At 68.9% G+C, this 24,803-nt stretch carries 23 protein-coding genes; 6 read left to right on the forward strand and 17 right to left on the reverse strand.

Going from position 1 to position 24,803, the window contains the following annotated elements:
- The first annotated feature begins 33 nt into the window (after positions 1 to 33).
- Entirely contained in the window at positions 34 to 1,242 is a 1,209-nt protein-coding gene (locus ETC07_RS13765) for an MFS transporter (RefSeq protein WP_136249094.1), read from the forward strand.
- A 109-nt stretch (positions 1,243 to 1,351) separates the two neighbouring features.
- On the opposite strand, the gene ETC07_RS13770 is transcribed toward ETC07_RS13765, so the two are convergent.
- From ETC07_RS13770 to dksA, 11 genes are all read right to left on the reverse strand, one after another.
- Positions 1,352 to 2,527, reverse strand: a complete 1,176-nt coding sequence (locus ETC07_RS13770; protein ID WP_136249095.1) for an acetyl-CoA C-acetyltransferase — start codon at positions 2,525 to 2,527, stop codon at positions 1,352 to 1,354.
- A 119-nt stretch (positions 2,528 to 2,646) separates the two neighbouring features.
- Positions 2,647 to 3,027 carry an aspartate 1-decarboxylase gene (gene panD, locus ETC07_RS13775; RefSeq protein ID WP_136249096.1) on the reverse strand — a complete coding sequence of 127 codons (381 nt, stop codon included), beginning with the start codon at positions 3,025 to 3,027 and terminating at the stop codon, positions 2,647 to 2,649.
- Positions 3,028 to 3,063: 36 nt separating this feature from the next.
- Positions 3,064 to 3,912: a pantoate--beta-alanine ligase gene (panC, locus tag ETC07_RS13780; RefSeq protein WP_136249097.1), complete on the reverse strand. Its 849-nt coding sequence runs from the start codon at positions 3,910 to 3,912 to the stop codon at positions 3,064 to 3,066.
- Positions 3,912 to 4,703 (reverse strand): 3-methyl-2-oxobutanoate hydroxymethyltransferase, encoded by a 792-nt coding sequence (gene panB, locus ETC07_RS13785; RefSeq protein WP_136249098.1) that lies wholly within the window; start codon positions 4,701 to 4,703, stop codon positions 3,912 to 3,914. The genes panC and panB overlap by 1 nt, the downstream gene beginning before the upstream one ends.
- A 108-nt stretch (positions 4,704 to 4,811) precedes the next feature.
- The gene (gene folK / locus ETC07_RS13790; protein ID WP_136249099.1) at positions 4,812 to 5,315 is read right to left on the reverse strand and encodes a 2-amino-4-hydroxy-6-hydroxymethyldihydropteridine diphosphokinase; all 504 of its coding nucleotides are present in this window, start codon (positions 5,313 to 5,315) and stop codon (positions 4,812 to 4,814) included.
- Positions 5,312 to 6,712 carry a polynucleotide adenylyltransferase PcnB gene (gene pcnB, locus ETC07_RS13795; protein WP_136249100.1) on the reverse strand — a complete coding sequence of 467 codons (1,401 nt, stop codon included), beginning with the start codon at positions 6,710 to 6,712 and terminating at the stop codon, positions 5,312 to 5,314. Before pcnB ends, folK begins: the two co-directional genes overlap by 4 nt.
- A gap of 828 nt (positions 6,713 to 7,540) precedes the next feature.
- Positions 7,541 to 8,944 carry a sigma-54-dependent transcriptional regulator gene (locus tag ETC07_RS13800; RefSeq protein ID WP_136249101.1) on the reverse strand — a complete coding sequence of 468 codons (1,404 nt, stop codon included), beginning with the start codon at positions 8,942 to 8,944 and terminating at the stop codon, positions 7,541 to 7,543.
- A complete protein-coding gene (locus ETC07_RS13805; RefSeq protein WP_136249102.1) occupies positions 8,922 to 11,873 on the reverse strand; it encodes an ATP-binding protein in 2,952 nt (983 codons plus the stop codon). The genes ETC07_RS13800 and ETC07_RS13805 overlap by 23 nt, the downstream gene beginning before the upstream one ends.
- A complete protein-coding gene (locus ETC07_RS13810) occupies positions 11,870 to 12,064 on the reverse strand; it encodes a hypothetical protein (RefSeq protein ID WP_136249103.1) in 195 nt (64 codons plus the stop codon). Before ETC07_RS13810 ends, ETC07_RS13805 begins: the two co-directional genes overlap by 4 nt.
- Before the next feature lie 9 nt (positions 12,065 to 12,073).
- Positions 12,074 to 12,967 carry a tRNA glutamyl-Q(34) synthetase GluQRS gene (gene gluQRS, locus ETC07_RS13815; protein WP_136249104.1) on the reverse strand — a complete coding sequence of 298 codons (894 nt, stop codon included), beginning with the start codon at positions 12,965 to 12,967 and terminating at the stop codon, positions 12,074 to 12,076.
- 76 nt (positions 12,968 to 13,043) lie between these two features.
- Positions 13,044 to 13,481: an RNA polymerase-binding protein DksA gene (gene dksA / locus ETC07_RS13820; RefSeq protein ID WP_136249105.1), complete on the reverse strand. Its 438-nt coding sequence runs from the start codon at positions 13,479 to 13,481 to the stop codon at positions 13,044 to 13,046.
- A 219-nt stretch (positions 13,482 to 13,700) separates the two neighbouring features.
- On the opposite strand from dksA, the gene ETC07_RS13825 reads away from it, so the two are divergent.
- Positions 13,701 to 14,870 carry an aminotransferase class I/II-fold pyridoxal phosphate-dependent enzyme gene (locus ETC07_RS13825; RefSeq protein ID WP_136249106.1) on the forward strand — a complete coding sequence of 390 codons (1,170 nt, stop codon included), beginning with the start codon at positions 13,701 to 13,703 and terminating at the stop codon, positions 14,868 to 14,870.
- An 85-nt stretch (positions 14,871 to 14,955) separates the two neighbouring features.
- Positions 14,956 to 15,684 (forward strand): DNA/RNA nuclease SfsA, encoded by a 729-nt coding sequence (gene sfsA / locus ETC07_RS13830; RefSeq protein WP_136249107.1) that lies wholly within the window; start codon positions 14,956 to 14,958, stop codon positions 15,682 to 15,684.
- Between the two features lie 29 nt (positions 15,685 to 15,713).
- Here the strand turns inward: sfsA and metW are convergent, their stop codons facing one another.
- From metW to ETC07_RS13855, 5 genes are all read right to left on the reverse strand, one after another.
- Positions 15,714 to 16,307 (reverse strand): methionine biosynthesis protein MetW, encoded by a 594-nt coding sequence (gene metW, locus ETC07_RS13835; protein ID WP_136249120.1) that lies wholly within the window; start codon positions 16,305 to 16,307, stop codon positions 15,714 to 15,716.
- The gene (metX, locus tag ETC07_RS13840) at positions 16,307 to 17,464 is read right to left on the reverse strand and encodes a homoserine O-succinyltransferase MetX (RefSeq protein WP_136249108.1); all 1,158 of its coding nucleotides are present in this window, start codon (positions 17,462 to 17,464) and stop codon (positions 16,307 to 16,309) included. Before metX ends, metW begins: the two co-directional genes overlap by 1 nt.
- Positions 17,465 to 17,579: 115 nt before the next feature.
- Entirely contained in the window at positions 17,580 to 18,173 is a 594-nt protein-coding gene (locus ETC07_RS13845) for a YggT family protein (RefSeq protein WP_136249109.1), read from the reverse strand.
- Positions 18,174 to 18,221: 48 nt separating this feature from the next.
- Complete coding sequence (gene proC / locus ETC07_RS13850; protein ID WP_136249110.1) at positions 18,222 to 19,046, reverse strand: pyrroline-5-carboxylate reductase; 825 nt, start codon at positions 19,044 to 19,046, stop codon at positions 18,222 to 18,224.
- Between the two features lie 44 nt (positions 19,047 to 19,090).
- Positions 19,091 to 19,798: a YggS family pyridoxal phosphate-dependent enzyme gene (locus ETC07_RS13855; protein WP_136249111.1), complete on the reverse strand. Its 708-nt coding sequence runs from the start codon at positions 19,796 to 19,798 to the stop codon at positions 19,091 to 19,093.
- A 56-nt stretch (positions 19,799 to 19,854) separates the two neighbouring features.
- Between ETC07_RS13855 and ETC07_RS13860 the strand changes: the two genes are divergently transcribed.
- On the forward strand, positions 19,855 to 20,889 hold the full coding sequence (locus ETC07_RS13860; RefSeq protein ID WP_136249112.1) for a type IV pilus twitching motility protein PilT: 1,035 nt from the start codon (positions 19,855 to 19,857) through the stop codon (positions 20,887 to 20,889).
- A gap of 27 nt (positions 20,890 to 20,916) precedes the next feature.
- Positions 20,917 to 22,059, forward strand: coding sequence for a PilT/PilU family type 4a pilus ATPase (locus tag ETC07_RS13865; RefSeq protein WP_136249113.1), 1,143 nt, complete (start codon positions 20,917 to 20,919; stop codon positions 22,057 to 22,059).
- Between the two features lie 23 nt (positions 22,060 to 22,082).
- Here the strand turns inward: ETC07_RS13865 and ETC07_RS13870 are convergent, their stop codons facing one another.
- A complete protein-coding gene (locus ETC07_RS13870) occupies positions 22,083 to 23,213 on the reverse strand; it encodes an anhydro-N-acetylmuramic acid kinase (protein WP_136249114.1) in 1,131 nt (376 codons plus the stop codon).
- 112 nt (positions 23,214 to 23,325) lie between these two features.
- On the opposite strand from ETC07_RS13870, the gene tyrS reads away from it, so the two are divergent.
- Positions 23,326 to 24,525: a tyrosine--tRNA ligase gene (gene tyrS / locus ETC07_RS13875; protein WP_136249115.1), complete on the forward strand. Its 1,200-nt coding sequence runs from the start codon at positions 23,326 to 23,328 to the stop codon at positions 24,523 to 24,525.
- The last annotated feature ends 278 nt before the right edge of the window (positions 24,526 to 24,803 follow it).

Below are 24,803 nucleotides of genomic sequence, written 5' to 3' on the forward strand. Positions count from 1 at the left end.
GGGCCCAGCCCCGCCACCGATCAGGGACGACCCATGACACGCCACACCAACGATCCGCCGCCACCCGCCGCCAAGACCGTCACCCAGCGCCGTGACTGGCTGGGCGTAGGCGCGGTGATGATCGGCATCTTCCTGCTGGTCACCGCCGAGCAGCTGCCCATCGGGCTGCTCTCCCAGGTGGCCGGCTCACTGTCCATCACCCCCGGCACCGCCGGGCTGTTGATCACCGTGCCCGGGGTGGTCGCCGCCTTCGCCGCGCCGCTGCTGCCGGTGGCGGTGGGGCGCCTCGACCGCCGCTGGTTGCTGACCGGGCTGATGCTGTTGATGACCCTGGCCAGCCTCGCCGGTGCGCTGGCCGAAGGCTTCACCATGCTGCTGGCGACCCGCGTGCTGGTGGGCGTATGCATCGGCGGCTTCTGGGCCATCGCCGGCGGCCTGGCCTCGCGGCTGGTGGCCCTGGAGCAGGTGCCGCGCGCCATGTCGCTGATCTTCAGCGGGGTGGCCGGGGCCTCGGTGCTCGGGGTGCCGGCGGGTACCTGGCTCGGCGAGCATAGCGACTGGCGCGTCGCCTTCGGCGCGCTGGCGGGGCTGAGCCTGCTGGTGACCATCGCCTTGTGGCGGCTACTGCCTCGCCTGCCGGCGCAACAGCCGGTGCGGCTGACCAGCCTGACCAGCCAGTTCGCCAGCCGTGGGGTGCGCGTCGGCGTGGCCGCCACCGCGCTGATCGTGATGGGCCACTTCGCCGCCTACACCTTCATCAGCCCGATCCTGCAGCAGGTCGCCGATATCCCGTTGCAAAGCGTCAGCACCCTGCTGCTGTGCTTCGGTGCGGCGGGCCTCATGGGTAACTTCCTCGCCGGCACCGCGGCCGGGCGCCGGCCCTATGCCACCGTGCTGGTGATCCCGCTGCTACTCGCCGTCGCGACCCTGAGCTTCCCCTGGCTGGGAGGCGGGCCGGGCGGCGCGGTCGCGCTGTTGATGCTGTGGGGAGCGATGTTCGGCAGCATCTCGGTCAGCCTGCAGACCTGGATCATCAAGAGTGCCCGCAATACCGAGGCCGCCACCGCGCTGATGGCCTTCGTCTTCAACCTGTCGATCGGCATCGGCGCCATGGGCGGCGGCCGGGTGGTCGATGCCGTGGGGCTTGACGGCGTGCTGCTCGGCGCCGGGGCCCTGTTCGTGCTGGCCGCGGCGCTGGTGGCGTGCACGCCCTCACGAGTGGTGGCCGCGCCCAAGGACTGATTCCTCGGGCGGAAATCGCGGGCCAGGAACGCAAAGCCCCCGCTCATTTGAGCGGGGGCTTTTGCATTGAGCGGTTGGCGACCTTCATGCGACGTCGCCGCTTCCACGCTTAGCGTTCGATGGCGAGTGCCACGCCCTGCCCACCACCGATGCACAGCGTCGCCAGGCCCTTGTGGGCGTCGCGGGCGATCATCTCGTGCACCAGGGTCACCAGGATGCGGCAGCCGGAGGCGCCGATCGGGTGGCCCAGGGCGATGGCGCCGCCGTTGACGTTGATCATCGAGGTGTCCCAGCCGAGCTCCTGGTTGACCGAGATGGCCTGGGCGGCGAAGGCCTCGTTGGCCTCGACCAGGTCCAGATCGTCGAGGCTCCAACCGGCCTTCTTCAGGCAGCGACGGGTGGCCGGAGCCGGGCCGATGCCCATGACCGCCGGATCGACGCCGGCATTGGCGTACGCCTTGATGCGGGCCAGTGGCGTGAGGCCCAGGGCCTCGGCCTTCTCGGCGGAGCACAGCATGACCACCGCGGCGCCGTCGTTGAGCGCGGAGGCATTGCCGGCGGTGACGGCACCGTCCTTCTTGAATGCCGGGCGCATGCCGCCGAGCTTCTCCGCGCTGACCTCGCGGGGGTTCTCGTCGGTGTCGAACACCAGCGGGTCGCCCTTGCGTTGGGGGATCTCCAGCGGGGCGATCTGGCCCTTGAACTTGCCTTCGCGGATGGCGGCGGCGGCCTTCTGCTGGGAGGCGGCGGCGAAGGCGTCCATGGCCTCGCGGCTGATGTCGTAGCGCTCGGCCAGGTTCTCGGCGGTGATGCCCATGTGGATGTCGTTGAAGGCGTCCCACAGGCCGTCGTGAACCATGGTGTCGATGGCCTTCCAGTCGCCCATGCGCTGGCCGGTGCGCGAGTGGGGCAGCACGTGCGGGGACAGCGACATATTCTCCTGGCCGCCGGCCAGGATCAGCTCGGCGTCGCCGCAGCGGATCGCCTGAGTGGCCAGGTGCAGAGCCTTGAGCCCGGAGCCGCAGACCTTGTTGATGGTCATGGCCGGTACCGCGTCGGGCAGGCCACCCTTGATGGCGGCCTGGCGAGCGGGGTTCTGGCCGGTACCGGCGGTCAGCACCTGGCCGAGCAGCACCTCGTCGACCTGCTCGGCGGCGACGCCGGTGCCGGAGAGGATGTCCTTGATGACATGGGCGCCCAGATCGCTGGCGGGGATGCCGGCGAGGGAGCCGCCGAAGGCGCCGACGGCGGTACGGCGGGCGGCGACGATGACCACTTCTTGCATGGGAGTTCTCCTGAAGTTACGCAGACCAGCATGCCGTTCAGCATAGGGACGGTGGTGCGCCGCGGCAATCCCCGCCGAGGGCGCGGCGAGCGGCCGGGGCGGGCGCCCCGGCACCGGATTCAGGCGAGCTGGATGGGGATGGCGTTGCTGGTATGGCTGACGACGTTGCCTTCCTGCAGATAGACCAGCGAGGGCTGGTGGCTGTCGAGTTCGGCCTGCTCATACTGGGCGTAGCTGCAGATGATCACCCGCTGACCTTCGCTGGCGAGGTGAGCGGCGGCGCCGTTGACCGAGATCATCCGTGAGCCTTCCTCGGCACGGATGGCGTAGGTGGTGAAGCGCTGGCCGTTCTCGACGTTGTAGATCTGGATCTGCTCGTTGTCGCGGATGCCGGACATGTCGAGCAGTTCACCGTCGATGGCGCAGGAGCCTTCGTAGTTCAGCACGGAGTGGGTGACGCGGGCCATGTGCAGCTTGGCCTTGAGCATGATGGTCAGCATGGAGGGAGTTCTCCTCTCGTGGTGCCGGCCGTCCCCTTAGCGGGGCAGGGTCAGCGACAGGTTATCGATCAGACGGGTCGGGCCCAGGCGCGCCGCGGCGAGCAGCACGGCATCGCGGGTGGTCGCGCCGACCGGCCCCAGGTCGGCGGCGCGCAGTTCCAGGTAGTCGGGGGCGAAGCCCGCCGCGTGCAGCCGAGCGAGGCCGCGCGCCAGGGTCGGCTCGGCCGGCTCGCCGGCCTCCAGCGCCTCGCTCAGGGCACGCAGGGTGCGCTGAAGCTCGGGGGCGGCGGCCCGCTGGGCCGCGTCGAGGTAGCCGTTGCGCGATGACAGCGCGAGGCCATCCTCGGCCCGCTCGATGGGCACGCCGACGATCTCGATCGGCAGGTGCAGGTCGGCGACCAGGCGGCGGATCACCGCTAGTTGCTGGTAGTCCTTCTCGCCGAAGCAGGCCAGGTCGGGCTGCACCAGGTGGAACAGCAGGGTGACCACGGTCGCCACGCCATCGAAGTGTCCGGGCCGGTCACCGCCGCACAGGCCTGCGGAGACTTCGGGCACGCTGACCCGGGTCTGGGCGTCCAGGCCGCGTGGGTAGAGGGTGCCGGCCTCGGGAGCGAACAGCAGGTCGCAGCCGGCGTCTTCCAGGCGGGCCCGGTCGTCGTCCAGGGTGCGCGGGTAGGCGTCGAGATCCTCGTTGGGCCCGAACTGCATCGGGTTGACGAAGATGCTCGCCACCACCACGTCGACGCGACGTCGGGCCTCGGCGACCAGCGCCAGGTGGCCGGCATGCAGGTTGCCCATGGTTGGCACCAGGCCGATGCTGCGGCCGGCCCGGCGATGCCGGGTCAGCGTCTCGCGCAGCGCGGCGATCTCGTTCAGGGTCTGCATCAGAAGGCGTGCTCCGCGGCGGGGAAGCGCCGTGCCTTGACGTCCTCGTGGTAGCGGCGGAAGGCGCCCTGGATGTCGTCGGCCTCGGCCATGAAGTTCTTCACGAAGCGCGGCGTGTGCCCGGCGGTGATGCCGAGCACGTCGTGCATCACCAGTATCTGCCCGTCGGTATCGGCCCCGGCGCCGATGCCGATCACCGGGACCTCGAGGGCCTCCGTCACGGCGCGGCCGAGGCTCGCCGGCACGCATTCGAGCAGGATCATCGAGGCGCCGGCCTCGACCAGGGCGCGGGCGTCTTCGAGGATGCGTCCGGCCTGCTCGGCATCGCGGCCCTGTACCTTGTAGCCGCCGAGCCGGTGGACGGCCTGCGGGGTCAGCCCCAGGTGAGCGCACACCGGCACGCCGCGGCGCGACAGTTCGCGGATGCCGTCGGCCATCCAGGCCTCGCCTTCCACCTTGACCATCTCCGCGCCGGCGCGCATCAGCGCCCCGGCATCCTCGAGCAGGCGCGCGGTGGTGGCGTTGCTCATGAAGGGCAGGTCGACCATCAACAGGCTGGCACCCTTGCCGCGGGCCACGCAGCGGGTGTGGTAACAGACGTCATCGAGGGTCACCGGCAGGGTGCTGCTATGGCCTTGCAGGACCATGCCCAAGGAATCGCCGACCAGTAGCACCTCGATGCCGGCCTCGCCGGCGGCATGGGCGAAGGTGGCGTCGTAGGCGGTCAGGCAGCTGAAGGTCTCACCGGCGCGCTTGACGGCCTGCAGCGTGCTCAGAGTGACGGTTTTCATGGCGTGCTCTCGTATCGTTATCCGGTGCTCGGCGATGGCCGCGCTCGAGTATCGCCGCGCATTGTTACCCGAACCGCACAAGGGTGTCGATAGGTAACAAGTAGGGTGTTACTGGGGCGCCTCGGGTAACACCTGGCGCAGCCCGTCCGGGGCCAGGGTGGCCGCCAGGCTCGCCACTTCGCGGCCGTCCGGCAGGCGGAGGCGCGGCTCGAGATCGGCCAGCGGCACCAGCACGAAGGCGCGGCGGGTCATCTCCGCATGCGGCAGCGTCAGGCGTGGGATCTCGATGTCATGAGTGTCGAACAGTAGCAGGTCGAGGTCCAGGGTGCGTGGCCCCCAGCGGCGGCCGCGGACACGGCCGTGACGCTGTTCCAGGGCCTGCAGCTGATCGAGCAGGGCCAGTGGCGACAGTCGAGTGGCCAGCTCGGCCACGGCGTTGACGAAATCGGGCTGGTCGGCGGGGCCCACCGGTCGGCTGGCGTAGCGCGGCGAGGCCCTGAGCCGCCGGGTCAGCGGCAGGCCGTCGAGCTCGGCCAGGGCGCGCTCGATGTGCCCATGGGGATCGTCGAGGTTGCTGCCGAGCCCGATCCAGGCGCGATGTGGGCGATTCATGAGTCGTTGTTGGACGGCTTGCGACGACGGCGCCGCCGGCGGCGCTTGTTGCGTGGCGCCGGGGTGCCGGCGGGGTCGGCGTCGACCCCGCCGAGCAGGCGGCGCTGTTCGTGCTCGTCGGCGTCCTGGAAGGCGGTCCACCAGTCGCCGAGCCCGGGGTCGATCTCGCCGGCCGCCTCGCGGACCAGCAGAAAATCGTAGGCGGCGCGGAAGCGCGGATGCTCGCGGGTCTGGAAGGCCCGCTTGCCGCGGCGCAGTGGCAAGCGCTGCTGGAGATCCCAGATATCGCGCATCGGCAGGCTGAAACGCTTGGGGATGGCGACATGCTGCAGCTGGCGCGAGATGACCTGCTGGGAGGCGGCCTGCTGCGCCGGGATGGGCGGCATGCCATCGGCCTCCAGGGCCTGTTGACGCTGTTGCGCGGGGGCCCACAGCAGGGCGGCGAACAGGAAGGCCGGGGTCACCGGACGCTCGTCGCGGACGCGTCGGTCGGTGCTGGTCAAGGCGCGTTCGATGACGGCCTCCGCCCAGGGAAGCGCTTCCATGGCCTCGTCGGCCTCGGGGAACAGCATGGCGAATAGGCCGTAGTCGCGCAGCAGATGGAAGGTCTCGACGCCGTGGCCGCTCATGAACAGCTTGAGGACCTCGTCGAACAGGCGCGCCGGGGGCACCTGGAGCAGCAGCTCGGCGAGCTCGGGGATCGGTGCCTCGGTGGCCGGCTCGATGTCGAAATCGAGCTTGGCGGCGAAGCGCACCGCACGCAGCATGCGCACCGGGTCCTCGCGATAGCGGGTCGCCGGGTCGCCGATCAGCCGTATCGTGCGATCCTCGATGTCCTGGACACCACCGGCGAAGTCATGGATCGAGAAGTCGGCGATGTTGTAGTAGAGGGCGTTGATCGTGAAGTCGCGCCGGATGGCGTCCTCCTCGATGTTGCCCCAGACATTGTCGCGCAGCAGCATGCCGTCGTCGGACTGCTGGGCGATGTGGTCGGCGTGGTCGTCGCTGGGCTTGCCGCGGAAGGTGGTGACCTCGATCACCTCGCGGCCGAAGCGCACGTGGACGATGCGGAAGCGGCGGCCGATGAGGCGCGAATTGCGAAACAGGTCGCGCACCTGCTCCGGCGTGGCGTCGGTGGCCACGTCGAAGTCCTTGGGCATGCGGCCGAGCAGGGAATCGCGGATGCAGCCTCCCACCAGGAAGGCCTCATGGCCGGCGTTGTGCAGCCGGTACAGCACCTTGAGGGCGGCGTCGCTGAAGTGCTGGCGCGACACCGGGTGCTCGTCGCGGGGGAGGATGCGCAGCGTGGGGCGGCCGGCCGACGCCTGCTGAGGGCCGAACAGCGACCGGAGGCGCTCGCCCGGGCTCTGCAGAAAGCGGGTAAAACCTTTGATCATGCGGCGTTGTCGACTCGCGAGGATACGAAAGCGTTGAGTGTAGCGAACACCCGACACCTTGCAAAGCGTGGGACTCGTTGATCCATCGGCCCAGCATGAAGAAGGGGAGGCTCGTGAGCCTCCCCGGAAACTAGGATGCAGCATCCCTGCTGCTGATTTTTCTTCGTGATGGCACATCGCCTTGAATACGCACCACGGTCATCAAGGAGCTCAGGCAAGCAGTGTTGTTGTCGTTATGGACGTTCCCGAAAGTGACCGTCTCGTATTCAAAACAATAATCCAACCACGACGGCAAATGATTGCCTCCCCCCGACGTCTTGTTGTTGTTGACGGGGGTGCACCTCTGTCGGCCCTTGTTGTTGTGGGTGGCCGTTAGGGTGCGTCGCGTCCTGGTCCGGATTCCGAGTGTCTTGTTGTTGTGGTCTCGAAGCGCTCGCGCCGGCTGCCGTTGTTGTGCTTGTTGTCGGCAATGGCGCTCGCCTGTCTGTGGCCCGGAGTGTGTTGTTGTTGTCGGGTCGGGCCTGTCACCGCTCGCGTGCCTTGTTGTTGTTAGGGGCCGCGGGTGGCATCCGGCATTGTTTTTCTTGATTTGTATGTAGCAGCCTGCGTGCCAGTTGAATAAAAAATGATAAAAAACAATATATTGAGATATTTTCTAGTCAGGCCGCCCGATCGTAAGCGGCGGAGTGTTACCCGGCTTGCCCGCTGATGGGGCAGAGGCTGTGTGGGAAGGTAACAAATGGTGCGCACACGCCGGCCGACACCCCAAAAACGACGCCCGCGGTGTCGGCCGCGGGCGCTAGTGCTTTGGTCGTAGGGCGGGGCGCCTCAGCCGACGCTGCGGCGAGGGCCCTTCTTGCGCGGGATGCCGAGGCGTTGGCGACGCTCCCATAAGCATTTGCGGCTGATACCGAGCTTCTGGGCGAGTTCCGTCTCGCTCATCTGGTCCTGATGTTCGAGCACGAAATGTTGGAAGTAGTCTTCCAGGGACAGATCCTCTTCCTCGTCGTCCGAGCGTCCGGCGTCGTCGGCCGAGGGAGCCTCGCCGTCGGGCTCGGGGGGCGCGGTGTGCGGCGGGTCGGCTTGCGGGGCGAGGCCGAGCCCCAGGTCGTCAGGGTGGATGAGGTGTCCCTCGGCGAGGATCACGCCGCGCTCCAGGGCGTTCTCCAGCTCGCGGACGTTACCGGGCCAAGGGCAGTCGCGGATCACCCGCAGCGCGGCCCGCGACAGCTTGAGCCCTGCGCGTTTGTGGCGCCGGCAGGCCTTCTCCAGCAGCACATCGGCGATCTCCAGGATGTCGTCCTCCCGGTCGCGCAGCGGCGGCAGGTCGATCTGCATGACGTTGAGCCGGTAGTAGAGGTCGAGGCGGAAGCCGCCGGTCCGCGACAGGGCGTGCAGGTCGCGATGGGTGGCGGCGATCAGCCGCACGTCGACGTGGCGGGTCTCCACCGAGCCGATCTTGCGAATCTCGCCTTCCTGGAGGACCCGCAGCAGGCGCGCCTGGGCATCCATCGGCAGCTCGCCGATCTCGTCGAGGAACAGGGTGCCACCGTCGGCGGCCTCGACCAGGCCGGTGCGGGCGGCGCTGGCGCCGGTGAAGGCCCCCTTCTCGTGGCCGAACAGTTCGGACTCGATCAGTGTCTCGGGGATGGCCGCGCAGTTCACGCACACCAGCGGGGCGGTGGCGCGTTGGCTCTGCTGGTGCAGGGCCCGGGCCACCAGTTCCTTGCCGGTGCCGGATTCGCCCTGGATCAGCACGGTGACGTCGGCCGGTGCGGTCTTGCGGATGCGGGTATAGACCGCCTGCATGGCGGGGCAGCTGCCGATCATCGGCTGGCGCTCGCCGCCGGGGGCGGTGATGTCGGGGGGCTCGCCTTGTTGTAGTGCGCGTTGGTGGAGGACTCGGGACACCGTCTCGAGCAGCTCGTCGTGATCGAAGGGCTTGGCCACGTAGTCCACGGCGCCGAGCTTCAACGCCTCGACCGCCGAGCGCATGCTGGCGTAGCTGGTCATGATCAGCACCGGTACCGGCGCGGCCCGGGCGATCAGCTCGGTGCCGGGGTCGCCGGGCAGGCGCAGGTCGCTGATCACCAGGTCGAAGCCCTGGGGGTCGAGGGCCAGCGCCGCGTCCACCGAGCCGGCCTCGCTGACTCGGTGGTCATGCCGCTCCAGCAGGCGCTTCAGGGCGCTGCGGATGATGGCTTCGTCTTCAACGATCAGGATCCGGCTCATCGGTACTCTCAGCATCCTCTCGATGGAGGGGCAGCCACAGCAGGATGCGCGTGCCATGGGGCTGCCCGGTGGGCGGGGACTCGATGTCGATCTGGCCATCGTGCTCGGCGACGATGCTGTAGACCAGCGCCATGCCGAGTCCCGTGCCCTCGCCGGGGGGCTTGGTGGTGGTGAAGGGTTCGAAGAGATGGTCGCGTACGCGCTCGTCGATGCCGTTCCCCTCGTCGGTGACCGTGACCCGTAGCCGCTCGCCGTCGGCCTCGGTGGCGGCGACGACCCGTCCGCCGGGGTGGCTGGCGTCCCGGGCGTTGCCGAGCAGGTTGATCATTACCTGCTGCAGGCGTTGGGCATCGCCGACGACCCGCAGCGTCGGCGAGCAACGGTTCTCGAAACGAACATCCTCCCCCGAGCGGGCGAGATGGATCAAGTTCAGGGCCTCGTCGGTGACCTCGGCCATCGAGATCGGCTGGAACGCCGTGCCGGTGACGTGGCGACCGCCGTGGGCGAAGCCGACCAGCGAGCCGACGATCCGCGAGACCCGGTCGGTGAGCTGCTGGATCTGCTCGGCGGCCTCCTGCAGCTCGGGGTCGTCGTTGTCGTAGCGCAGGTTCTGGGCCAGCGAGGAGATACCGGTGATCGGGTTGCCGATCTCGTGGGCCACACCGGCCGCCAACTGGCCGATGGAGGCCAGGCGGGCGGCGTGCACCAGTTCGTCCTCCAGCCACTTCATCTCGCTGTGGTCCTCTACCAGGATGACGTTGCCGCCATGCGTCTCGTGTTCGCCGTGGCGCTCGGCCTTGTGCAGGCTCAGGAAGCGCTGGCCGTCGTTGAGCGTCACCGGTTGCTTGTAGAGCTGGCTGCCCGGCTCGGCGAGGATGCGGCCCAGCAGCTCGTTCCAGGGCGCCGGCAGGGTGTCGCGGTGGGCGCCGATGACGGTGTCGCCGGGGATGCCGGAGAGCTCGGCCAGGGCATCGTTCCACATCAGCAGTTCGCCGTCTTCGCCGAAGGCGCACAGCCCGACCGGCAGGCGGATCAGGGTGCGGCGATGGTAGCGACGCAGGCCGTCGATCTCGCGGGCCAGGCCGTTGAGCCGCGGACGATAGTCCTCCAGGCGGTTCTCGACGAAGTGGATGTCCTCGTTGGCGCCGGGGCCGTCCTGCCGGTAGGGCAGGAAGCGGTCGACGATGTCCTGGGCCACCGAGGGCCCCATCAGCCCGGAGAGATTGGCCTGGATGCGATCGCGCAGCCGGCGCAGGGCGTAGGGGCGACCATCGAGCGGCGACATCTGCAGGGCGACCAGGGCGCGTTCGACCTCCCGCTCGGCGACCTCCTCGCCCAGTGCCCGGGCCAGATGGTGCTGGATCTCCCGGCCGTTGCCGGCCACCAGGGGCAGGCGCATGGGGCGCACCACGGCATCCACCGAACAGGCCTCGGCGGCGGCCCGCTCGCCGGCCGAGGTGCGGGTGGCCAGCGACACCAGGATGAAGCTGAGCACGTTGGCGGCCAGCGAGACCAGGGTCACCCGGTACCAGTCGGGCTCGCCGGCCAGGGCCTCCAGCCCCGGCAGGGCCGGCAGCACCGGGGTGCCGCCGAGCAGCGACGGCCACAGCCCGGCCAGCCAGATCGCCACGCCCACCGCGAGGCCGGTGACCATGCCGCGGCGATTGGCGCCGGGCCAGTAGAGCAGCGCCAGCATGCCTGGCAGGCACTGGGCCATGCCGACGAAGGAGGCCATCGCCAGGGTCGTGAGGTCGTGGTGCACGCCCACGGTGCGGTAGAACAGCCAGCCGCCGCCGATCACCGCGGCGATCAGTCCCTGGCGCAGCCAGCGTAGCCAGCGGTAGAGGTCGGGCTGGGCGATGGGCGGATGCGCCACCAGCACCAGGTGATTGAGGATCATCCCCGACAGGGCCAGGGCGATGACGATCATGGTGCCGCTGGCCGCGGTCAGGCCGGCGATGAAGGCCAGGGCGCCGACCCACCATGAGGACGACAGGCCGAAGGCCAGGTAGGCGCCGCCGGTGAGCGAGGCGTCGACGCCCAGCCGCTGGGCGCCCCACAGGATCAGCGGCACCGGCAGTGCCATCAGCAGCAGGAACAGCGGCATGACCCAGCCGGCGCGCAAGAGGGTGCGGCGGCCGAGGGGTTCGGCGAAGGTGATGTGGAACATGTGCGGCATCAAGAAGACCGCGGCGAAGAACAGCATCAGCAGGGTCCGCCACTGGGCCGGGGCCAGCGGGTGCGTCTCGGCCTGGGCGAGGTGGCCCGGGCCGTCGAGCCAGGCCTGCAGGTCGCCGGGGCCGTCGAAGATGCCGAACAGGGCGAAGGCCCCCAGCGCCAGCATGGCCCCGAGCTTGACCACCGACTCCAGGGCGATCGCCGCCATCAACCCATCCTGGCGAGCGTGGAGATGGGTATGGCGCGCGCCGAACAGGATCGCGAACAGCGCGATCAGGGCGCTGAAGACCAGCGCCAGCCACTCCGCTGCGCCACTGCCGGACAGCAGCCGGAGGGCGTTGCCCAGGGTCTGCACCTGCAGCGCCAGTAACGGCAGCACCGCCAGCAGGCTGACCAGGGTGACCAGGGTGCCCACCCAGCGCGAGCGGAAACGGAAGGCGAACAGGTCGGCCAGCGAGGCCAGTTGGTAGGTATGAGCCATGCGCTGGATGGGCACCAGCAGCATCGGCGCCAGCAGGAAGGCGCCGGCGGCCCCCAGGAAGTAGGCCAGGTAGCCATAGCCGCTGCGCTCGGCCTGCTCGAGGGTGCCGTGGATGGCCCAGGCGCTGGCGTAGACGCCCAGCGCCAGGGTATGGGTCGCCGGGTGGCGGGCGAGGCGGGTCGGCAGCCCGCCGCGCTCCACCGCCAGGGCGCACAGCGCGAGGACCAACAGGTAGCCGACGCCCAGGGTCAGCAAGACGAGGGGGCTCATTCGCCGCCCCCCCGGTGTTGTTCATCGAGGCGGCGCTTGCGTTCCAGCCAGACGGTCAGGGCGATCAACACGCCCCAGATCAGGAAGGGGCGGTACCAGGCGGCCCCGGGGCTGCCCCAGCCGCTCATCAGCAGCGGCGAGAACAGGTAACCGCCGAACACCAGGAACAGCACGATGCGATAGACGTACACGGTGTCTCCTCAGTCGGTGGCGCCTGTCAGGCGGCGCCCGGGGGCGGCGCGCAGCCGGCCCGGGGTCCAGCACGCGATGGCTCGGGCCAATTGCTCCTCCACCGGGGCCTGGGCCAGCTCGGCCGGCGGCGCCTGGTCGAGCAGCGTCAGGGCCTGGTGCAGCAGCGGACGGGCCGCGGGCTCGGTGTCCGGCAGCGCCGGGGCCCGGTTCTGCTTGGAGAGCTTCTGGCCATCGTCACCGAGCACCAGCGGCAGATGCAGGTAGCGCGGCTCGGCCAACCCCAGGGCGTGCTGCAGCTGGCGCTGCCAGGGGGTGTTGTCGAGCAAGTCGGCGCCGCGTACCACCTGGTTGATGCCCTGGTCGGCATCGTCGACGACCACGGCGAGCTGATAGGCCCAGAGGCCGTCCTTGCGCTTGAGCACCACATCGCCGAGCGTCGCCGGGTCGAAGGCCTGGTGGCCGAGCTGGCGGTCCTCCCAGGCGACCGGGCGCAGCCCCAGGTCGCTGCGCAACCGCCAGGCCTGGGGCTTGTGCGGCTCGACGACGCCGTCGCGACACCAGCCAGGGTAGACGGCGTGATCGCGCCATTGCTTGCGTGAACAGCTGCACGGGTAGGCCAGGCCGCGCGTCGCGAGGCGCTCCAGGGCGGCGGCATAGGCGTCGTGGTGGTCGCTTTGCCGGATGACGGGGCCGTCCCAGTGCAGGCCGAAGGCGTCGAGCTGGCGGCGGATGGTGTCGGCGGCGCCGGGCGGGCAGCGCGGCGGGTCGACGTCCTCGATGCGCAGCCCCCAGTGGCCCCGAGCATGGCGAGCGTCGAGGAAGCTGGCCAGCGCGGCCACCAGCGAGCCGAGATGCAGCGGACCCGAGGGGGTCGGGGCGAAGCGGCCACGATAGAGGCTCATGGGCGGCTCCGGAAGGAACGAGGAGCAGAGGACGGGCACCGGCGGTGCCCGTCGCGGGAGCGATGGCGGCCGGGCATCAACCGCCCAGCTGCTTCTCCTTGAGCTCGGCGAGGGTCTTGCAGTCGACGCACAGGGTCGCGGTGGGACGCGCCTCGAGGCGACGGATGCCGATCTCGACGCCGCAGGTGTCGCAGAAGCCGTAGTCGTCCTCGTCGATCTTCTCGATGGTCTCGTTGATCTTCTTGAGCAGCTTGCGCTCGCGATCGCGGGTGCGCAGCTCGAGGCTGAAGCCTTCCTCCTGGGTGGCGCGATCCGCGGGGTCGGCGTAGTTGTTCGCCTCCTCCTGCAGATGGCGTACCGTGCGATCGACTTCTTCCATGAGCTCCTGCTTCCAGCCCAGCAGGATCTGTCGGAAGTGCTCGAGCTGCTTCTCGTTCATGTACTCTTCACCCGCGGCCGGCTCGTACGGGGTGAATTTCTTGGGCGCTTCCATCTTCTGTTCTGCTACGGGCATGGGGCTACCTCGTGTCTTGTGTGACTGCTGATCAATACCCGGTGAGCTGCTCTAAGGTATCTCACGCCAAAGGGATGCTTGTTTAGCGAAAAAACGCCGCCTTTGCAATCCCCCGGTGCCTCGGACTGCGTCGATACCCCAAAAGTCGTAACATGTGAGCGGTGACCCTGGCGGCTCGCGAGGCGGCCTGCCATGGGGTGTTGTGCAGAGGAGATAGCCATGAACTGGAGCTCGCGACTCGACGCCGTCGCGCCCTTCCGTGTGATGCGCCTGCTGGAGATCGCCCAGGCCCGTGAGGCCGAGGGCCACGATGTCATCCACCTGGAGGTGGGCGAGCCCGACTTCCCCACGCCCGAGCCGATCGTCGCCGCCGGGCAGCGGGCCCTGGCCGAGGGGCTGACCCGCTATACGCCGGCGGCGGGCCTGCCGGTCCTGCGCGAGGCGATCGCCGGCCATTATGCGCGCCACTTCGGGGCCGACGTCGACCCCGCGCGGATCATCGTCACCCCCGGGGCCTCCGGCGCATTGCTGCTGGCCAGCCAGCTGCTGGTCGAGGGCGGCGACCGGGTGCTGATGGCCGATCCCACCTATCCCTGCAATCGCCACTTCATGGCGCTGGCTGGCGCCGAGGTCGATGCGGTGCCGGTGGGGCCGGCCAGCGGCTGGCAGCTCGATGCCGAGACCATCGCCGAGCACTGGCGCGACGATACCCGGCTGGCGATGCTGGCCACGCCCTCCAACCCTTCCGGGCACATGCTCGATGCCGCGGGGCTCTCGGCGGTGGCCGAGACGGTCGCCGGGCGTGGCGGCCGGCTGCTGGTCGACGAGATCTACCAGGGGCTGTGCTATGACATCGCTCCGCTTTCCGCCGCGGCGCTGGCGCCGGAGGCTTTCGTGGTCAACAGCTTCTCCAAGTACTTCGGCATGACCGGCTGGCGACTGGGCTGGCTGGTGGCCCCGCCGGCGGCGGTGGAGCCGCTGACCCGGCTGGCCCAGAACGTCTTCCTGTCGGCGCCGACCCTGGCCCAGCACGCCGCCCTGGCGGCCTTCGAGCCCGAGTGTCGCGAGCTCCTCGAGGACCGCCGTCGCGAGCTGGCGCGGCGCCGCGAGGCGCTTCTGGCGGGCCTCGAACGGCTGGGGCTGGCGCCCGACCTGCCGCCCCAGGGGGCCTTCTACCTGTGGCTGGATGTGTCTCGCTATACCCGCGACAGCGAGGCCTTCTGCCGCCGCCTGCTCGAGGAGGAGAACGTCGCCATCACCCCGGGCACCGACTTCGCCCTCACCGGCGGCGAGCATCACGTGCGCATCGCCTTCACCACCGGCGTCGCACGGCTCGAGGAGGCCGTCGTGCGGCTGGAACGCTTCCTGGCCCGGCAGGAGGGCGCCTGATGGAGCATGCCGAGCCAAAGTACGGCCTGAACCGGCGGCTGTGGCGTGGGTACTCTCGAGTTCTGGCCCGGCAAGAGGACGCCTGATGGACTATCCCGAACCGCTGGTGCCCGGCACCCTGCTGCGTCGCTACAAGCGCTTTCTGGCCGATGTGCGCCTCGAGGATGGCCGCGAGGTCGTCGCCCACTGCCCCAACACCGGCTCGATGCGTGCGGTCAACGTGCCGGGCAGCCGGGTCTGGCTGTCGGCAAGCGACGATCCCCGGCGCAAGCTGGCCTGGACTTGGGAATTGATCGAGCTGCCCCAGGCGGAGGGCGGCGTCGCCCTGGCGTCGGTGCATACCGGGCGTGCCAACCGCATCGTCGAGGAGGCGCTGCGGGCCGATGGCGTCGAGGAGCTGGCCGGGGCCGGCGCGCTGAAGCGCGAGGCCAAGGTGGAGCGCGCGCGCCTGGACTTCCGGCTGGACGGCGCGGCCGGTGCGAGCACGTATGTGGAGGTCAAGCAGGTGACGCTGCGCGAGGATGACGGCCACGGCTACTTCCCGGATGCGGTCAGCGAACGGGGGCGCCGACATCTCGAGACCCTGGCGGCGCTCGCCGCCGAAGGGCATCGCGCGGTGCTGCTGTTCTGCGTGGCCCACGAGGGCATCCGCTCGGTGGCGCCGGCCGGCCACCTGGACCCGGGCTATGCCGAGGCGCTGCGTCGAGTGGCCGGCGAGGGCGTGGAGATACTGGCCCGTGCCTGTCGCTTCCGGCGGGAGGCGGGCCGGCCGGTCGCCGTGGGGCTGGGCGAGGCGCTGCCGGTGGTGCTCTAGCGGCGCCCCGCCGACTTGTCGGGCAAAGCCTAGCGCCGGGTGACGCGGAAGATCGCGATCTCGCCGAACAGGTTGGGCCAGCGCCGAGAGGCCCAGTTGCCCCCTCGGCTGCCGACGCCCACCGCGCGGTCGACGATGATCAGCCCCTTGTCGCGGCACAGTCGCTCGAAGTCGTTGAAGGTCGACAGGTGGATGTTGGGGGTGTCGTACCAGGCGTGGGGAAGCGACTTGGAGACCGGCATGTAGCCGCGCAGGCCGAGGTAGGCCCGGTGGCGCCAGTAGGCGAAGTTGGGGAAGGTGATGATGCACTCGCCGGCCACCCGCAGCATCTCGTCGAGCATGCGGTCCGGGCGGCGCAGTGCCTGGAGGGCCTGGGTCATCACCACCAGGTCGCAGGCGTCGTCCTCGAAGTTGGCGAGCCCCGCATCGAGGTTCTGTTCGAGCACGTTGACGCCACGCGCCAGGCAGGCGGTGATGCCCTCGGGGTCGATCTCCAGGCCGTAGCCGGTGACGTTCTTGCTCTCGGCCAGGGCGGCCAGCAGGGCGCCGTCGCCGCAGCCCAGGTCGAGCACCCGTGCGTCCTCGGGGACCCAGTCGTGGATCCGTTGCAGGTCGGCGCGCATCATGAGCGTTCCTCCAGTCGCTGGTCGCGGGCCACGCGCTCCATGAAGGCGGCGAACACCGCCCGATAGCGGGGCTCGGGCAGCAGGAAGGCATCGTGGCCATGGGGCGAGTCGATGTTGACGTAGCTGACCGCCTTGCCGGCGCGCAGCAGGGCATTGGCCAGCTCCCTGGAACGCGTGGGCGGGAAACGCCAGTCGCTGGAGAAGCTGACCACCAGGAAGGGGCAGTCGGCCGGGGCCAGGGCCGCCGCCAGGTCGCCGTCGTGGGCGGCCGCCGGGTCGAAGTAGTCCAGCGCCTTGGTCATCAGCAGGTAGGTGTTGGCATCGAAGGAGGTCGAGAAGGTGTCGCCCTGGTGGCGCAGGTAGGACTCGACCTGGAACTCCACGCCATAGCCGAAGTTGAAGTCGTCGCTGCGCAGGTCGCGGCCGAACTTGCTGCCCATGGCGTCTTCCGACAGGTAGGTGATGTGCCCCACCATGCGGGCGAGCTTCAGCCCACGTCGGGGCAGGGCATCTCGCTCGGCGTAGTGGCCGTCGAAGAACTCGGTGTCGGAGCGGATCGCCTGGCGGGCCACCTCGTTGAAGCCGATGTTCTGCGCCGACAGCTTGGGCGTGGCGGCGATCACCGCGGCATGGGCGATGCGCTCGGGATAGGTCAGCGTCCACTGCAGCACCTGCATGCCTCCGAGGCTGCCGCCGACCACCGCGGCGAAGCACTCGATGCCCAGCCGGTCGGCCAGCCGGGCCTGGCTATGCACCCAGTCGACCACCGTGAGCATCGGGAAGTCGGGCCCCCAGGCGGTACCGGTCGCGGGGTTCTCGCTGATCGGCCCGGTGCTGCCGTGACAGCCCCCGAGGTTGTTCAGCGAGACGACGAAGAAGCGCTCGGTATCGATCGACTTGCCGGGCCCGATGTGGGCGTCCCACCAGCCCGGCTTGCGATCGTCCGGCGAGTGATAGCCGGCGGCGTGGTGATGCCCGGAGAGGGCATGGCAGACCAGCACGGCGTTGGTGCCCTCGGCGTTGAGCGTGCCGTAGGTCTCGTAGACGAGGTCATAGACCGGCAGCGCTCTGCCGCAGGCCAGGTCCAGGGGGTCGTCGAAGTGCGCCGTCTGCGGCGTCACCAGGCCGACCGAAGCGTGGGGCTGTTCGGTCATCTGTCAGGCGTGTCCAGTCGTTGTCGTTGGTGGTCGGGGCAGGCCGGTGCGGTGGTCGTGTGGAGCCTTGTCCCCGACGCTCAGCGTCAGCCACCGCTTGTCGACGACGTGTCTTCTAGAGCCCCACCAACGCGCCGACCGTGCCGGCGGAGCGGATCAGCGACCCCACCACGACACCGTCGATCAGGTTGATGGCGATGAACACCACGATCGGCGAGAGATCGATCATGCCCAGCGGCGGGATCACCCGACGTACCGGCGCCATGATCGGCTCCACCAGCTGCATGACCAGGATGGCCGCCGGGTGGCTGGCGTTGGGCGATACCCAGCTGAGGATGATCATCACGATCAGTGCGAAGAAGTAGATCTTCAAGATGGCGTTGGCGAGTGCCGCCACGGCACCGATAGCCAGGTCGGCGACCGGCGCCATGCCATAGCCGGCGATCTGCAGGATGGCGATGATGGCGACCAGCTTGACCACGAAGCCGGCGGCCAGGGTGGCCAGGTCGAAGCGCCCCATCACCGGCCCCAGGAAGCTCTGGAAGGGGCGCACCACCGGTTGGGTGATCTTCACCACCGATTGGCTGAGCGGGTTGTAGTAGTCGGCCCGAGATGCCTGCAGCAGAAAGCGCAGCATCAGCAGGAACAGGTAGATATTGACGAGGGTGTTGACCAGTAGCAGGCCGGCGTTTCCCAGTTGACTGCCCATCGGGGCTCCTCCATGTCTTGTGCGTTCGGTCGCCGAGGCGTACCGGAGTCAGTGCTTGCCGAGTTCGTCGGCCATCTCGCGGGCGCGGGCGGCGCAGCTGTCCATGGCCTCGGCCATGATATGGCGCAGGCCGGCCTCTTCCAGATGAGTGACGGCACGCTCGGTGGTGCCGCCGGGCGACATCACGTTGCGCTTGAGCTCCCCGGGCGTCTTGTCGCTGTCCATGGCCATGCGCGATGCGCCGAAGGCGGTCTGCATGGCCAGGCGGCGGGCGGTCTCGGCGGGCAGGCCGAGGCGGGCGCCGGCCTCCTCCATGGCCTCGAACATCAGGAAGAAATAGGCCGGTGCGCTGCCGGCGACCGCGGTTACGGCCTCCAGCAGGCGCTCTTCATCGACCCACTCGACCAGGCCCACGGCCTCGAGTAGCTCGGTGGCCAGCTGGCGCTGGGGCGCGCTGACGCGAGGATTGGCGAAGAGCCCGGCGGCCCCGGCACCGACCAACGAGGGGGTGTTGGGCATGCAGCGTACCAGCGGCAGGTCGCCGCCCAGCCAGGCCTCGAGGGTCTCGGCGGGCAACCCGGCGGCGACCGAGATGATCAGCGGCTTGCGCGCCTGGATGGCATCGCGCATGGCGCCACAGACGTCCTGCATGACCTGTGGCTTGACCGCCAGCACCACCACGTCGGCCTGGGCCACGGCGGCGATGTTGTCGGTGGTCGTGTGGATGCCGCACCGCTCGCGCAGCGGGGCGAGTCGCTCGTCGCCGCGAGAGGTGGCGGTGATGGCGTCGCGGGGGTAGCCGCTGTCGATCATGCCGCCGATGATGGCGCCGGCCATGTTGCCGGCACCGATGAAGGTGACTTGGCTTGCCATGCGTTCAATCCTGTGTGGGTCGACGAATGCGTCGTCGTGGGTGGTCAGGCGGAGGTGTCGCGGGCTCCGAAGATGGCGGTGCCGAGTCGCACCAGGGTGGCTCCCTCGGTCACGGCGGCCTCCAGGTCGCCGCTCATGCCCATCGAGAGGGTGTCGAGCCGCGCCTCCGGGAAGCGCTCTCGCAGGTCGGTCAGCGCCTCGTGCAGGCGGGCGAAGGGCGCGCGTTGGGCGACGGGATCGGTGGCCGGGGCCGGGATCGCCATCAGCCCACGCAGCCTGAGGTGTGGCATGGCCAGTACCGCCTCGGCCAGGGCCGGCAGCTCGGCGAGCGAGAGGCCGGATTTCGAGGCCTCGTCGCTGACATTGACCTGCAGGCAGACATTCAGCGGCGCCATGCCCGCGGGCCGCTGGGCATCGAGGCGCCGGGCGACCTTCTCCCGGTCCAGGCTGTGCAGCCAGTCGAAATGCTCGGCCACGTCGCGGGTCTTGTTGGATTGCAATGGGCCGATGAAGTGCCAGACGATGGCCGAGAGCTCGGCGAGCTCGGTTTGCTTCGCCAGGGCCTCCTGCAGGTAGTTTTCGCCGAAGTCGCGCTGCCCGAGGCGATACGCCTCGCGGATCATGGCGGCGGGCTGGGTCTTGCTGACGGCCAGCAGCGTCGCGTCGTCCGGCGTACGGTCGGCGGCAGCCAGTGCCGCCTCGAGGCGGTGCCGGGCGTTGGCCAGGGCGTCACAAAGCGCCAGGTCCGTCATGTCGTAGGGTCTACCATCACTGAGCACACCTTAATACTCCGGAAGCAGGGAACCGCATGGATATTACCGAACTGCTGGCATTCTCGGCAAAGCAGAACGCCTCGGACCTTCATCTCTCGGCCGGTCTGCCACCGATGATTCGGGTCGATGGCGACATCCGACGGCTCAATGTGCCGGCGATGGAGGACCGCGAGGTCCGTCAGCTGATCTACGACGTCCTCACCGATCGCCAACGGCGCGACTTCGAGGAGTCGCTGGAGCTGGACTTCTCCTTCGAGGTGCCGGGGGTCTCGCGCTTTCGCGTCAATGCCTTCCATCAGGCGCGCGGCGCCGGGGCGGTGTTCCGTACCATCCCCGCCGAGGTGCTGACCCTGGAAGGTCTGGGAATGGGCGAGGTGTTTCGCCGCCTGTCCATGCTGCCGCGCGGGCTGGTGCTGGTGACCGGGCCGACCGGCTCGGGCAAGAGTACGACCCTGGCGGCGATGGTCGATTACATCAACGATCATCGCTTCGAGCATATCCTGACCATCGAGGATCCGGTGGAGTTCGTGCATCGCAGCAAGCGTTGCCTGATCAACCAGCGCGAGCTGCACCGCGATACCCATGGTTTCGCGCCGGCCCTGCGCAGCGCGCTACGCGAGGATCCGGACGTGATCCTGGTCGGTGAGATGCGCGACCCGGAGACCATCCGCCTGGCGCTGACCGCGGCCGAGACCGGGCACCTGGTGTTCGCCACGCTGCATACCACCTCGGCGGCCAAGACCATCGATCGGATCATCGACGTCTTCCCCGGTGACGAGAAGGCCATGGTGCGCTCGATGCTGTCCGAATCGCTGCAGGCGGTGGTCTCCCAGGCGCTGCTCAAGCGTCAGGGTGGCGGCCGGGTGGCGGCCCACGAGATACTGATCGCCACCCCCGCGGTGCGCAACCTGATCCGCGAGGACAAGGTGGCGCAGATCTATTCGGCCCTGCAGACCGGCGGCAACCTGGGCATGCAGACGCTGGATATGGCGTTGTCCCGTCTGGTGGCCAGCAATGACGTGACTCGGGAGGAGGCCCAGGCCAAGGCGCGGGCCGTGCTGCCCGAGTGAATCCGTGACGCAGCAGGAAGGATGACGATGACCGCCCAAGACAGGCTGTATCAATTGCTCGACATGATGATCGAGGAGGAAGCCTCGGACCTGCTGATCTCGGTGGCCGCCGCGCCGACGCTGAAACGGGCCGGCAGCCTGATGCCCGTGGGCGAGGAAGCGCTCAGCGTGGAGCAGGCCGAGGGGCTGGTGATGGCGGCGATGCCGGAGGCCCAGCGAGCGCGTTTCGCCGCCGAGCAGGAGGCCAATTTCGCCCTCAGCCTATCGGGGCGGGGGCGTTTCCGTGTCAGCGCCTTCCAGCAACGCAACCGGCCGGCCATGGTGTTGCGTCGCATCGCCTTCGAGATACCGGGCCTGGACGAGTTGTCGTTGCCAACGGTGCTCGGCGAGCTGGCCAACCTCAAGCGTGGCCTGGTGTTCGTGGTCGGTGGCACCGGTAGCGGCAAGAGTACGACCCTGGCGTCGATGATCCAGCACCGTAACGAGACCGTCGGCGGGCATATCATCAGCATCGAGGACCCGATCGAGTATCTACACCCGCATCGCCGCGCGATCATCAATCAGCGCGAGGTGGGCATCGATACCGAGTCCTTCGAGGTGGCGTTGAAGAATACCCTGCGCCAGGCGCCGGACGTGATCCTGATCGGCGAGATTCGCACCCGAGAGACGATGGAGCATGCCTTGGCCTTCGCCGAGACGGGCCACCTGTGCCTGGCGACCCTGCATGCCAACAATGCCGATCAGGCGCTGGAGCGGATCCTCCATTTCTTCCCTCACGAACGCCATGATCAGATATGGCTCGACCTGTCGCTCAACCTCAGGGCGATCATCGCCCAGCAGCTTCTGCCTGGAGTGAACGATAGCCGTTGCCCGGCCATCGAGGTCCTGCTCCGGTCGCCGCGGATCGCCGATCTGATCGGCAAGGGCGAGATCGCCGAGATCAAGCCGGCCATGGCCCGTTCTCGTGATCAGGGCATGCAGACCTTCGACCAGGCGCTGTACGAGCTCTACCGGCAGGGGGCGATCGGCGAGGAGGTGGCGCTGGTGCACGCCGACTCGGCCAACGACCTGCGCATGATGATCAAGTACGGCGATGAAAACGGCGCGGGGCTGGTCGAGGCCAAGGCGGCGGCCAGTCAGCTATCGCTGCGCGGCGAGGATGACTACTGAGTCGACCGGCTTGGTCGCCGATGTCAGGGGGCGAAGATGCCACCCAGCACCCGTGGGCCGGCGGCACCGGTGACCGACGGCAGGTTGCCGGGCAGGTCCTCGAGGCGACGCCATGCCAGCCAGGCGAAGGCCGCCGCCTCGAGCCAGTCCGGCGACCAGCCGAAGGCCTCGGCGGCTTCCAGGCGTGTGTCGGGCATGCGGCGTGCGAGGCGTGCCAGCAGGTCGGGGTTGTGGGCGCCGCCGCCGCAGGGGACCAGACACTCGGCGGGCGGGGCGCCGTAGGCGTCGCGGGCCATCTCCACCGCCAGCGTCACGCTGGCGGCGGTGAGCTCGGCCAGGGTCGCCTGGACATCCTCGGGCCGCTCGTCGCCGGCCAGATGGCGTTCCAGCCAGGCCAGATGGAAGACCTCGCGGCCGGTGCTGCGCGGCGGCGGCCGATGAAAGAAGGGCTCGGCGAGCAGTCGCTCGAGCAAGGCCTCGTCGACCCGACCCGACGCCGCCCAGGCGCCGTCTGCGTCGTAGTCGCCGCCGCGATGGCGAGCATGCCAGGCGTCCAGCAGGGCGTTGGCGGGGCCGCTGTCGAAACCCAGTGGGGCGCGGCCATCCTGTTGTGGCGGCAGCAGCGTCAGGTTGGCGAAGCCGCCGAGATTCAGGATCAGGCGCCACTGCTGCGCGTCGCGGAACAGCGCCTGATGGAAGGCCGGCGCCAGGGGCGCGGCTTGCCCTCCGGCGGCCAGGTCGCGGCGACGGAAGTCGGCGATCACGCGGCAGCCGGTGAGCTCGGCCAGCAGGCTGGGGTTGTCGAGCTGAAGAGTGTAGGCCGGGCCGCCGTCATGGCCCCAGGGGGCATGCTCGATGGTCTGGCCGTGGCTGCCGATGGCGGCGATGGCGGAGGGCGAGAGGCCGGCGGTGGCGAGCACTCCGACGACCGCTCGGGCCTGGGCCTCGCAGAAGGCCTGCTCGGCCTCGGCCAGTTCGGCGAAGCTCGCGTGATCGGCGTGGCAGAGTCGCCATAATCGTTCGCGCAACGCCGTCGGCATGGGTTCGTCATGGGTCGCGACCAGGCGCGCCGGGGCCCCCGTCGAGATGTCGACCAGGGCGGCGTCGATGCCGTCGAGGCTGGTGCCGGACATCAGGCCGATGAAGTAGGGCATTAAGGGCTCCCGTTGGGACTCAACCGTCGATGGTTGGCATGGTAACATCCTGCCCAACACCAATGACCATCGTTGCCCGGAACGGGCCGCCCTGCCGAGTGGAGAGGAGAGCATGACCGATGTTGCCGACGCGTTAGCGTTGCTCAAGCGTGGTACCCACGAGATCCTGCTGGAAGACGAGTTGGAGAAGAAGCTGGCCTCCGGCCGCCCGTTGCGTATCAAGGCGGGCTTCGACCCGACCGCCCCCGACCTGCATCTGGGGCACAGCGTGCTGCTAACCAAGATGCGTCAGTTCCAGGATCTCGGCCATACGGTCATCTTCCTGATCGGGGACTTCACCGGCCGCATCGGCGATCCCTCCGGCAAGAACGTCACCCGCAAGCCGCTCACCGAGGAAGAGGTCAAGATCAACGCCGAGACCTACAAGGCGCAGGTCTTCAAGATCCTCGATCCCGAGAAGACCGAGGTGCGTTTCAATGCCGAATGGTTCTCCTCCATGGGCGCGGCCGACATGATCGAGCTGGCGGGGAAGAGCACCGTGGCGCGCATGCTCGAGCGCGATGACTTCGAGAAGCGCTATGCGGCCGGTCAGTCGATCTCCATCCACGAGTTCCTCTATCCGCTGGTGCAGGGCTATGACTCCGTGGCGCTGGAGGCCGATGTCGAACTGGGTGGCACCGACCAGAAATTCAACCTGCTGATGGGCCGTGAGATCCAGAAGCACTACGGCCAGTCGTCACAGGTCGTCATCACCATGCCGTTGCTGGAAGGCCTGGACGGCGTGCAGAAGATGTCCAAGTCGCTGGGCAACTACGTCGGTGTCGACGAGTCGCCGGGGGCCATGTTCAACAAGCTGGTCTCGATGCCCGACAGCTTGATGTGGCGTTACTTCGAGTTGCTGTCGCTGAAGAGCAACGAGGCGCTCGAGGCGCTCAAGCGCGACATCGAGGCCGGGGCCAACCCGCGTGACGTGAAGATGACGCTGGCGCGCGAACTGATCGGTCGTTATCACGGCGAGGAGGCCGCCGCCAATGCCCACCGCAGCGCCGGCAACCAGCTGGCCGACGGCGAACTACCGGAAGACCTGCCGGAGGTGACGGTCGACTTCGAGGGCGCCGAGCAGGCCCCCATCGCCGCGGTGCTCAACCGTGCCGGCCTGACCAAGAACAGCGCCCAGGCCAAGGACATGCTGGGCAATGGTCGGGTCAAGGTAGATGGTGAGGCCGTCGACCGTGAGCATAGCCTCGATACCGGCAAGAGCTATGTGATCCAGGCCGGCAAGAAGCGCTACGCGCGAGTCACTCTCGCCTGACGCAGCCGACAGGTCCCGAGCAGAACGCCCGCCTCGCGCGGGCGTTCGCGTCTCCGGGCGGCGAGTGGCGCGCCTGCGCATCTATCCACAGGCGGTTGCTCTGGCGGTGGGGTGTGGATGGTTTGGCGTGGCGGTTGGCGTGCCTTCATTACCTGCGTCAGCGCGACGACATCGTCCGTCCCGAAATTAGCCCTTGCGTCCCTCCGCCGTAGCCCGTAAAGTACGCATCCGCTGCCGGCGACGGGCAACGTTGCAGGCGGTGATGGGTGGTAGAAGCA

This window comes from Halomonas borealis, assembly GCF_004798905.1.
GTDB classification, from domain to species: domain Bacteria; phylum Pseudomonadota; class Gammaproteobacteria; order Pseudomonadales; family Halomonadaceae; genus Halomonas; species Halomonas borealis.

Excerpts from the sequence above, each read along its gene's own strand:
- ETC07_RS13860 (WP_136249112.1), top strand. The coding sequence starts at position 19,855 with ATGGATATTACCGAACTGCTGGCATTCTCGGCAAAGCAGAACGCCTCG.
- gluQRS (WP_136249104.1), bottom strand. The coding sequence starts at position 12,967 with ATGAGCCTCTATCGTGGCCGCTTCGCCCCGACCCCCTCGGGTCCGCTG.
- metX (WP_136249108.1), bottom strand. The coding sequence starts at position 17,464 with ATGACCGAACAGCCCCACGCTTCGGTCGGCCTGGTGACGCCGCAGACG.
- pcnB (WP_136249100.1), bottom strand. The coding sequence starts at position 6,712 with ATGATCAAAGGTTTTACCCGCTTTCTGCAGAGCCCGGGCGAGCGCCTC.
- ETC07_RS13825 (WP_136249106.1), top strand. The coding sequence starts at position 13,701 with ATGAACTGGAGCTCGCGACTCGACGCCGTCGCGCCCTTCCGTGTGATG.
- ETC07_RS13770 (WP_136249095.1), bottom strand. The coding sequence starts at position 2,527 with ATGCAAGAAGTGGTCATCGTCGCCGCCCGCCGTACCGCCGTCGGCGCC.
- ETC07_RS13845 (WP_136249109.1), bottom strand. The coding sequence starts at position 18,173 with ATGGGCAGTCAACTGGGAAACGCCGGCCTGCTACTGGTCAACACCCTC.
- panD (WP_136249096.1), bottom strand. The coding sequence starts at position 3,027 with ATGCTGACCATCATGCTCAAGGCCAAGCTGCACATGGCCCGCGTCACC.
- folK (WP_136249099.1), bottom strand. The coding sequence starts at position 5,315 with ATGAATCGCCCACATCGCGCCTGGATCGGGCTCGGCAGCAACCTCGAC.
- ETC07_RS13800 (WP_136249101.1), bottom strand. The coding sequence starts at position 8,944 with ATGAGCCGGATCCTGATCGTTGAAGACGAAGCCATCATCCGCAGCGCC.
- ETC07_RS13765 (WP_136249094.1), top strand. The coding sequence starts at position 34 with ATGACACGCCACACCAACGATCCGCCGCCACCCGCCGCCAAGACCGTC.
- sfsA (WP_136249107.1), top strand. The coding sequence starts at position 14,956 with ATGGACTATCCCGAACCGCTGGTGCCCGGCACCCTGCTGCGTCGCTAC.
- panB (WP_136249098.1), bottom strand. The coding sequence starts at position 4,703 with ATGAAAACCGTCACTCTGAGCACGCTGCAGGCCGTCAAGCGCGCCGGT.
- ETC07_RS13870 (WP_136249114.1), bottom strand. The coding sequence starts at position 23,213 with ATGCCCTACTTCATCGGCCTGATGTCCGGCACCAGCCTCGACGGCATC.
- proC (WP_136249110.1), bottom strand. The coding sequence starts at position 19,046 with ATGGCAAGCCAAGTCACCTTCATCGGTGCCGGCAACATGGCCGGCGCC.
- ETC07_RS13805 (WP_136249102.1), bottom strand. The coding sequence starts at position 11,873 with ATGAGCCCCCTCGTCTTGCTGACCCTGGGCGTCGGCTACCTGTTGGTC.
- panC (WP_136249097.1), bottom strand. The coding sequence starts at position 3,912 with ATGCAGACCCTGAACGAGATCGCCGCGCTGCGCGAGACGCTGACCCGG.
- metW (WP_136249120.1), bottom strand. The coding sequence starts at position 16,307 with ATGCGCGCCGACCTGCAACGGATCCACGACTGGGTCCCCGAGGACGCA.
- tyrS (WP_136249115.1), top strand. The coding sequence starts at position 23,326 with ATGACCGATGTTGCCGACGCGTTAGCGTTGCTCAAGCGTGGTACCCAC.
- ETC07_RS13855 (WP_136249111.1), bottom strand. The coding sequence starts at position 19,798 with ATGACGGACCTGGCGCTTTGTGACGCCCTGGCCAACGCCCGGCACCGC.
- ETC07_RS13865 (WP_136249113.1), top strand. The coding sequence starts at position 20,917 with ATGACCGCCCAAGACAGGCTGTATCAATTGCTCGACATGATGATCGAG.
- dksA (WP_136249105.1), bottom strand. The coding sequence starts at position 13,481 with ATGCCCGTAGCAGAACAGAAGATGGAAGCGCCCAAGAAATTCACCCCG.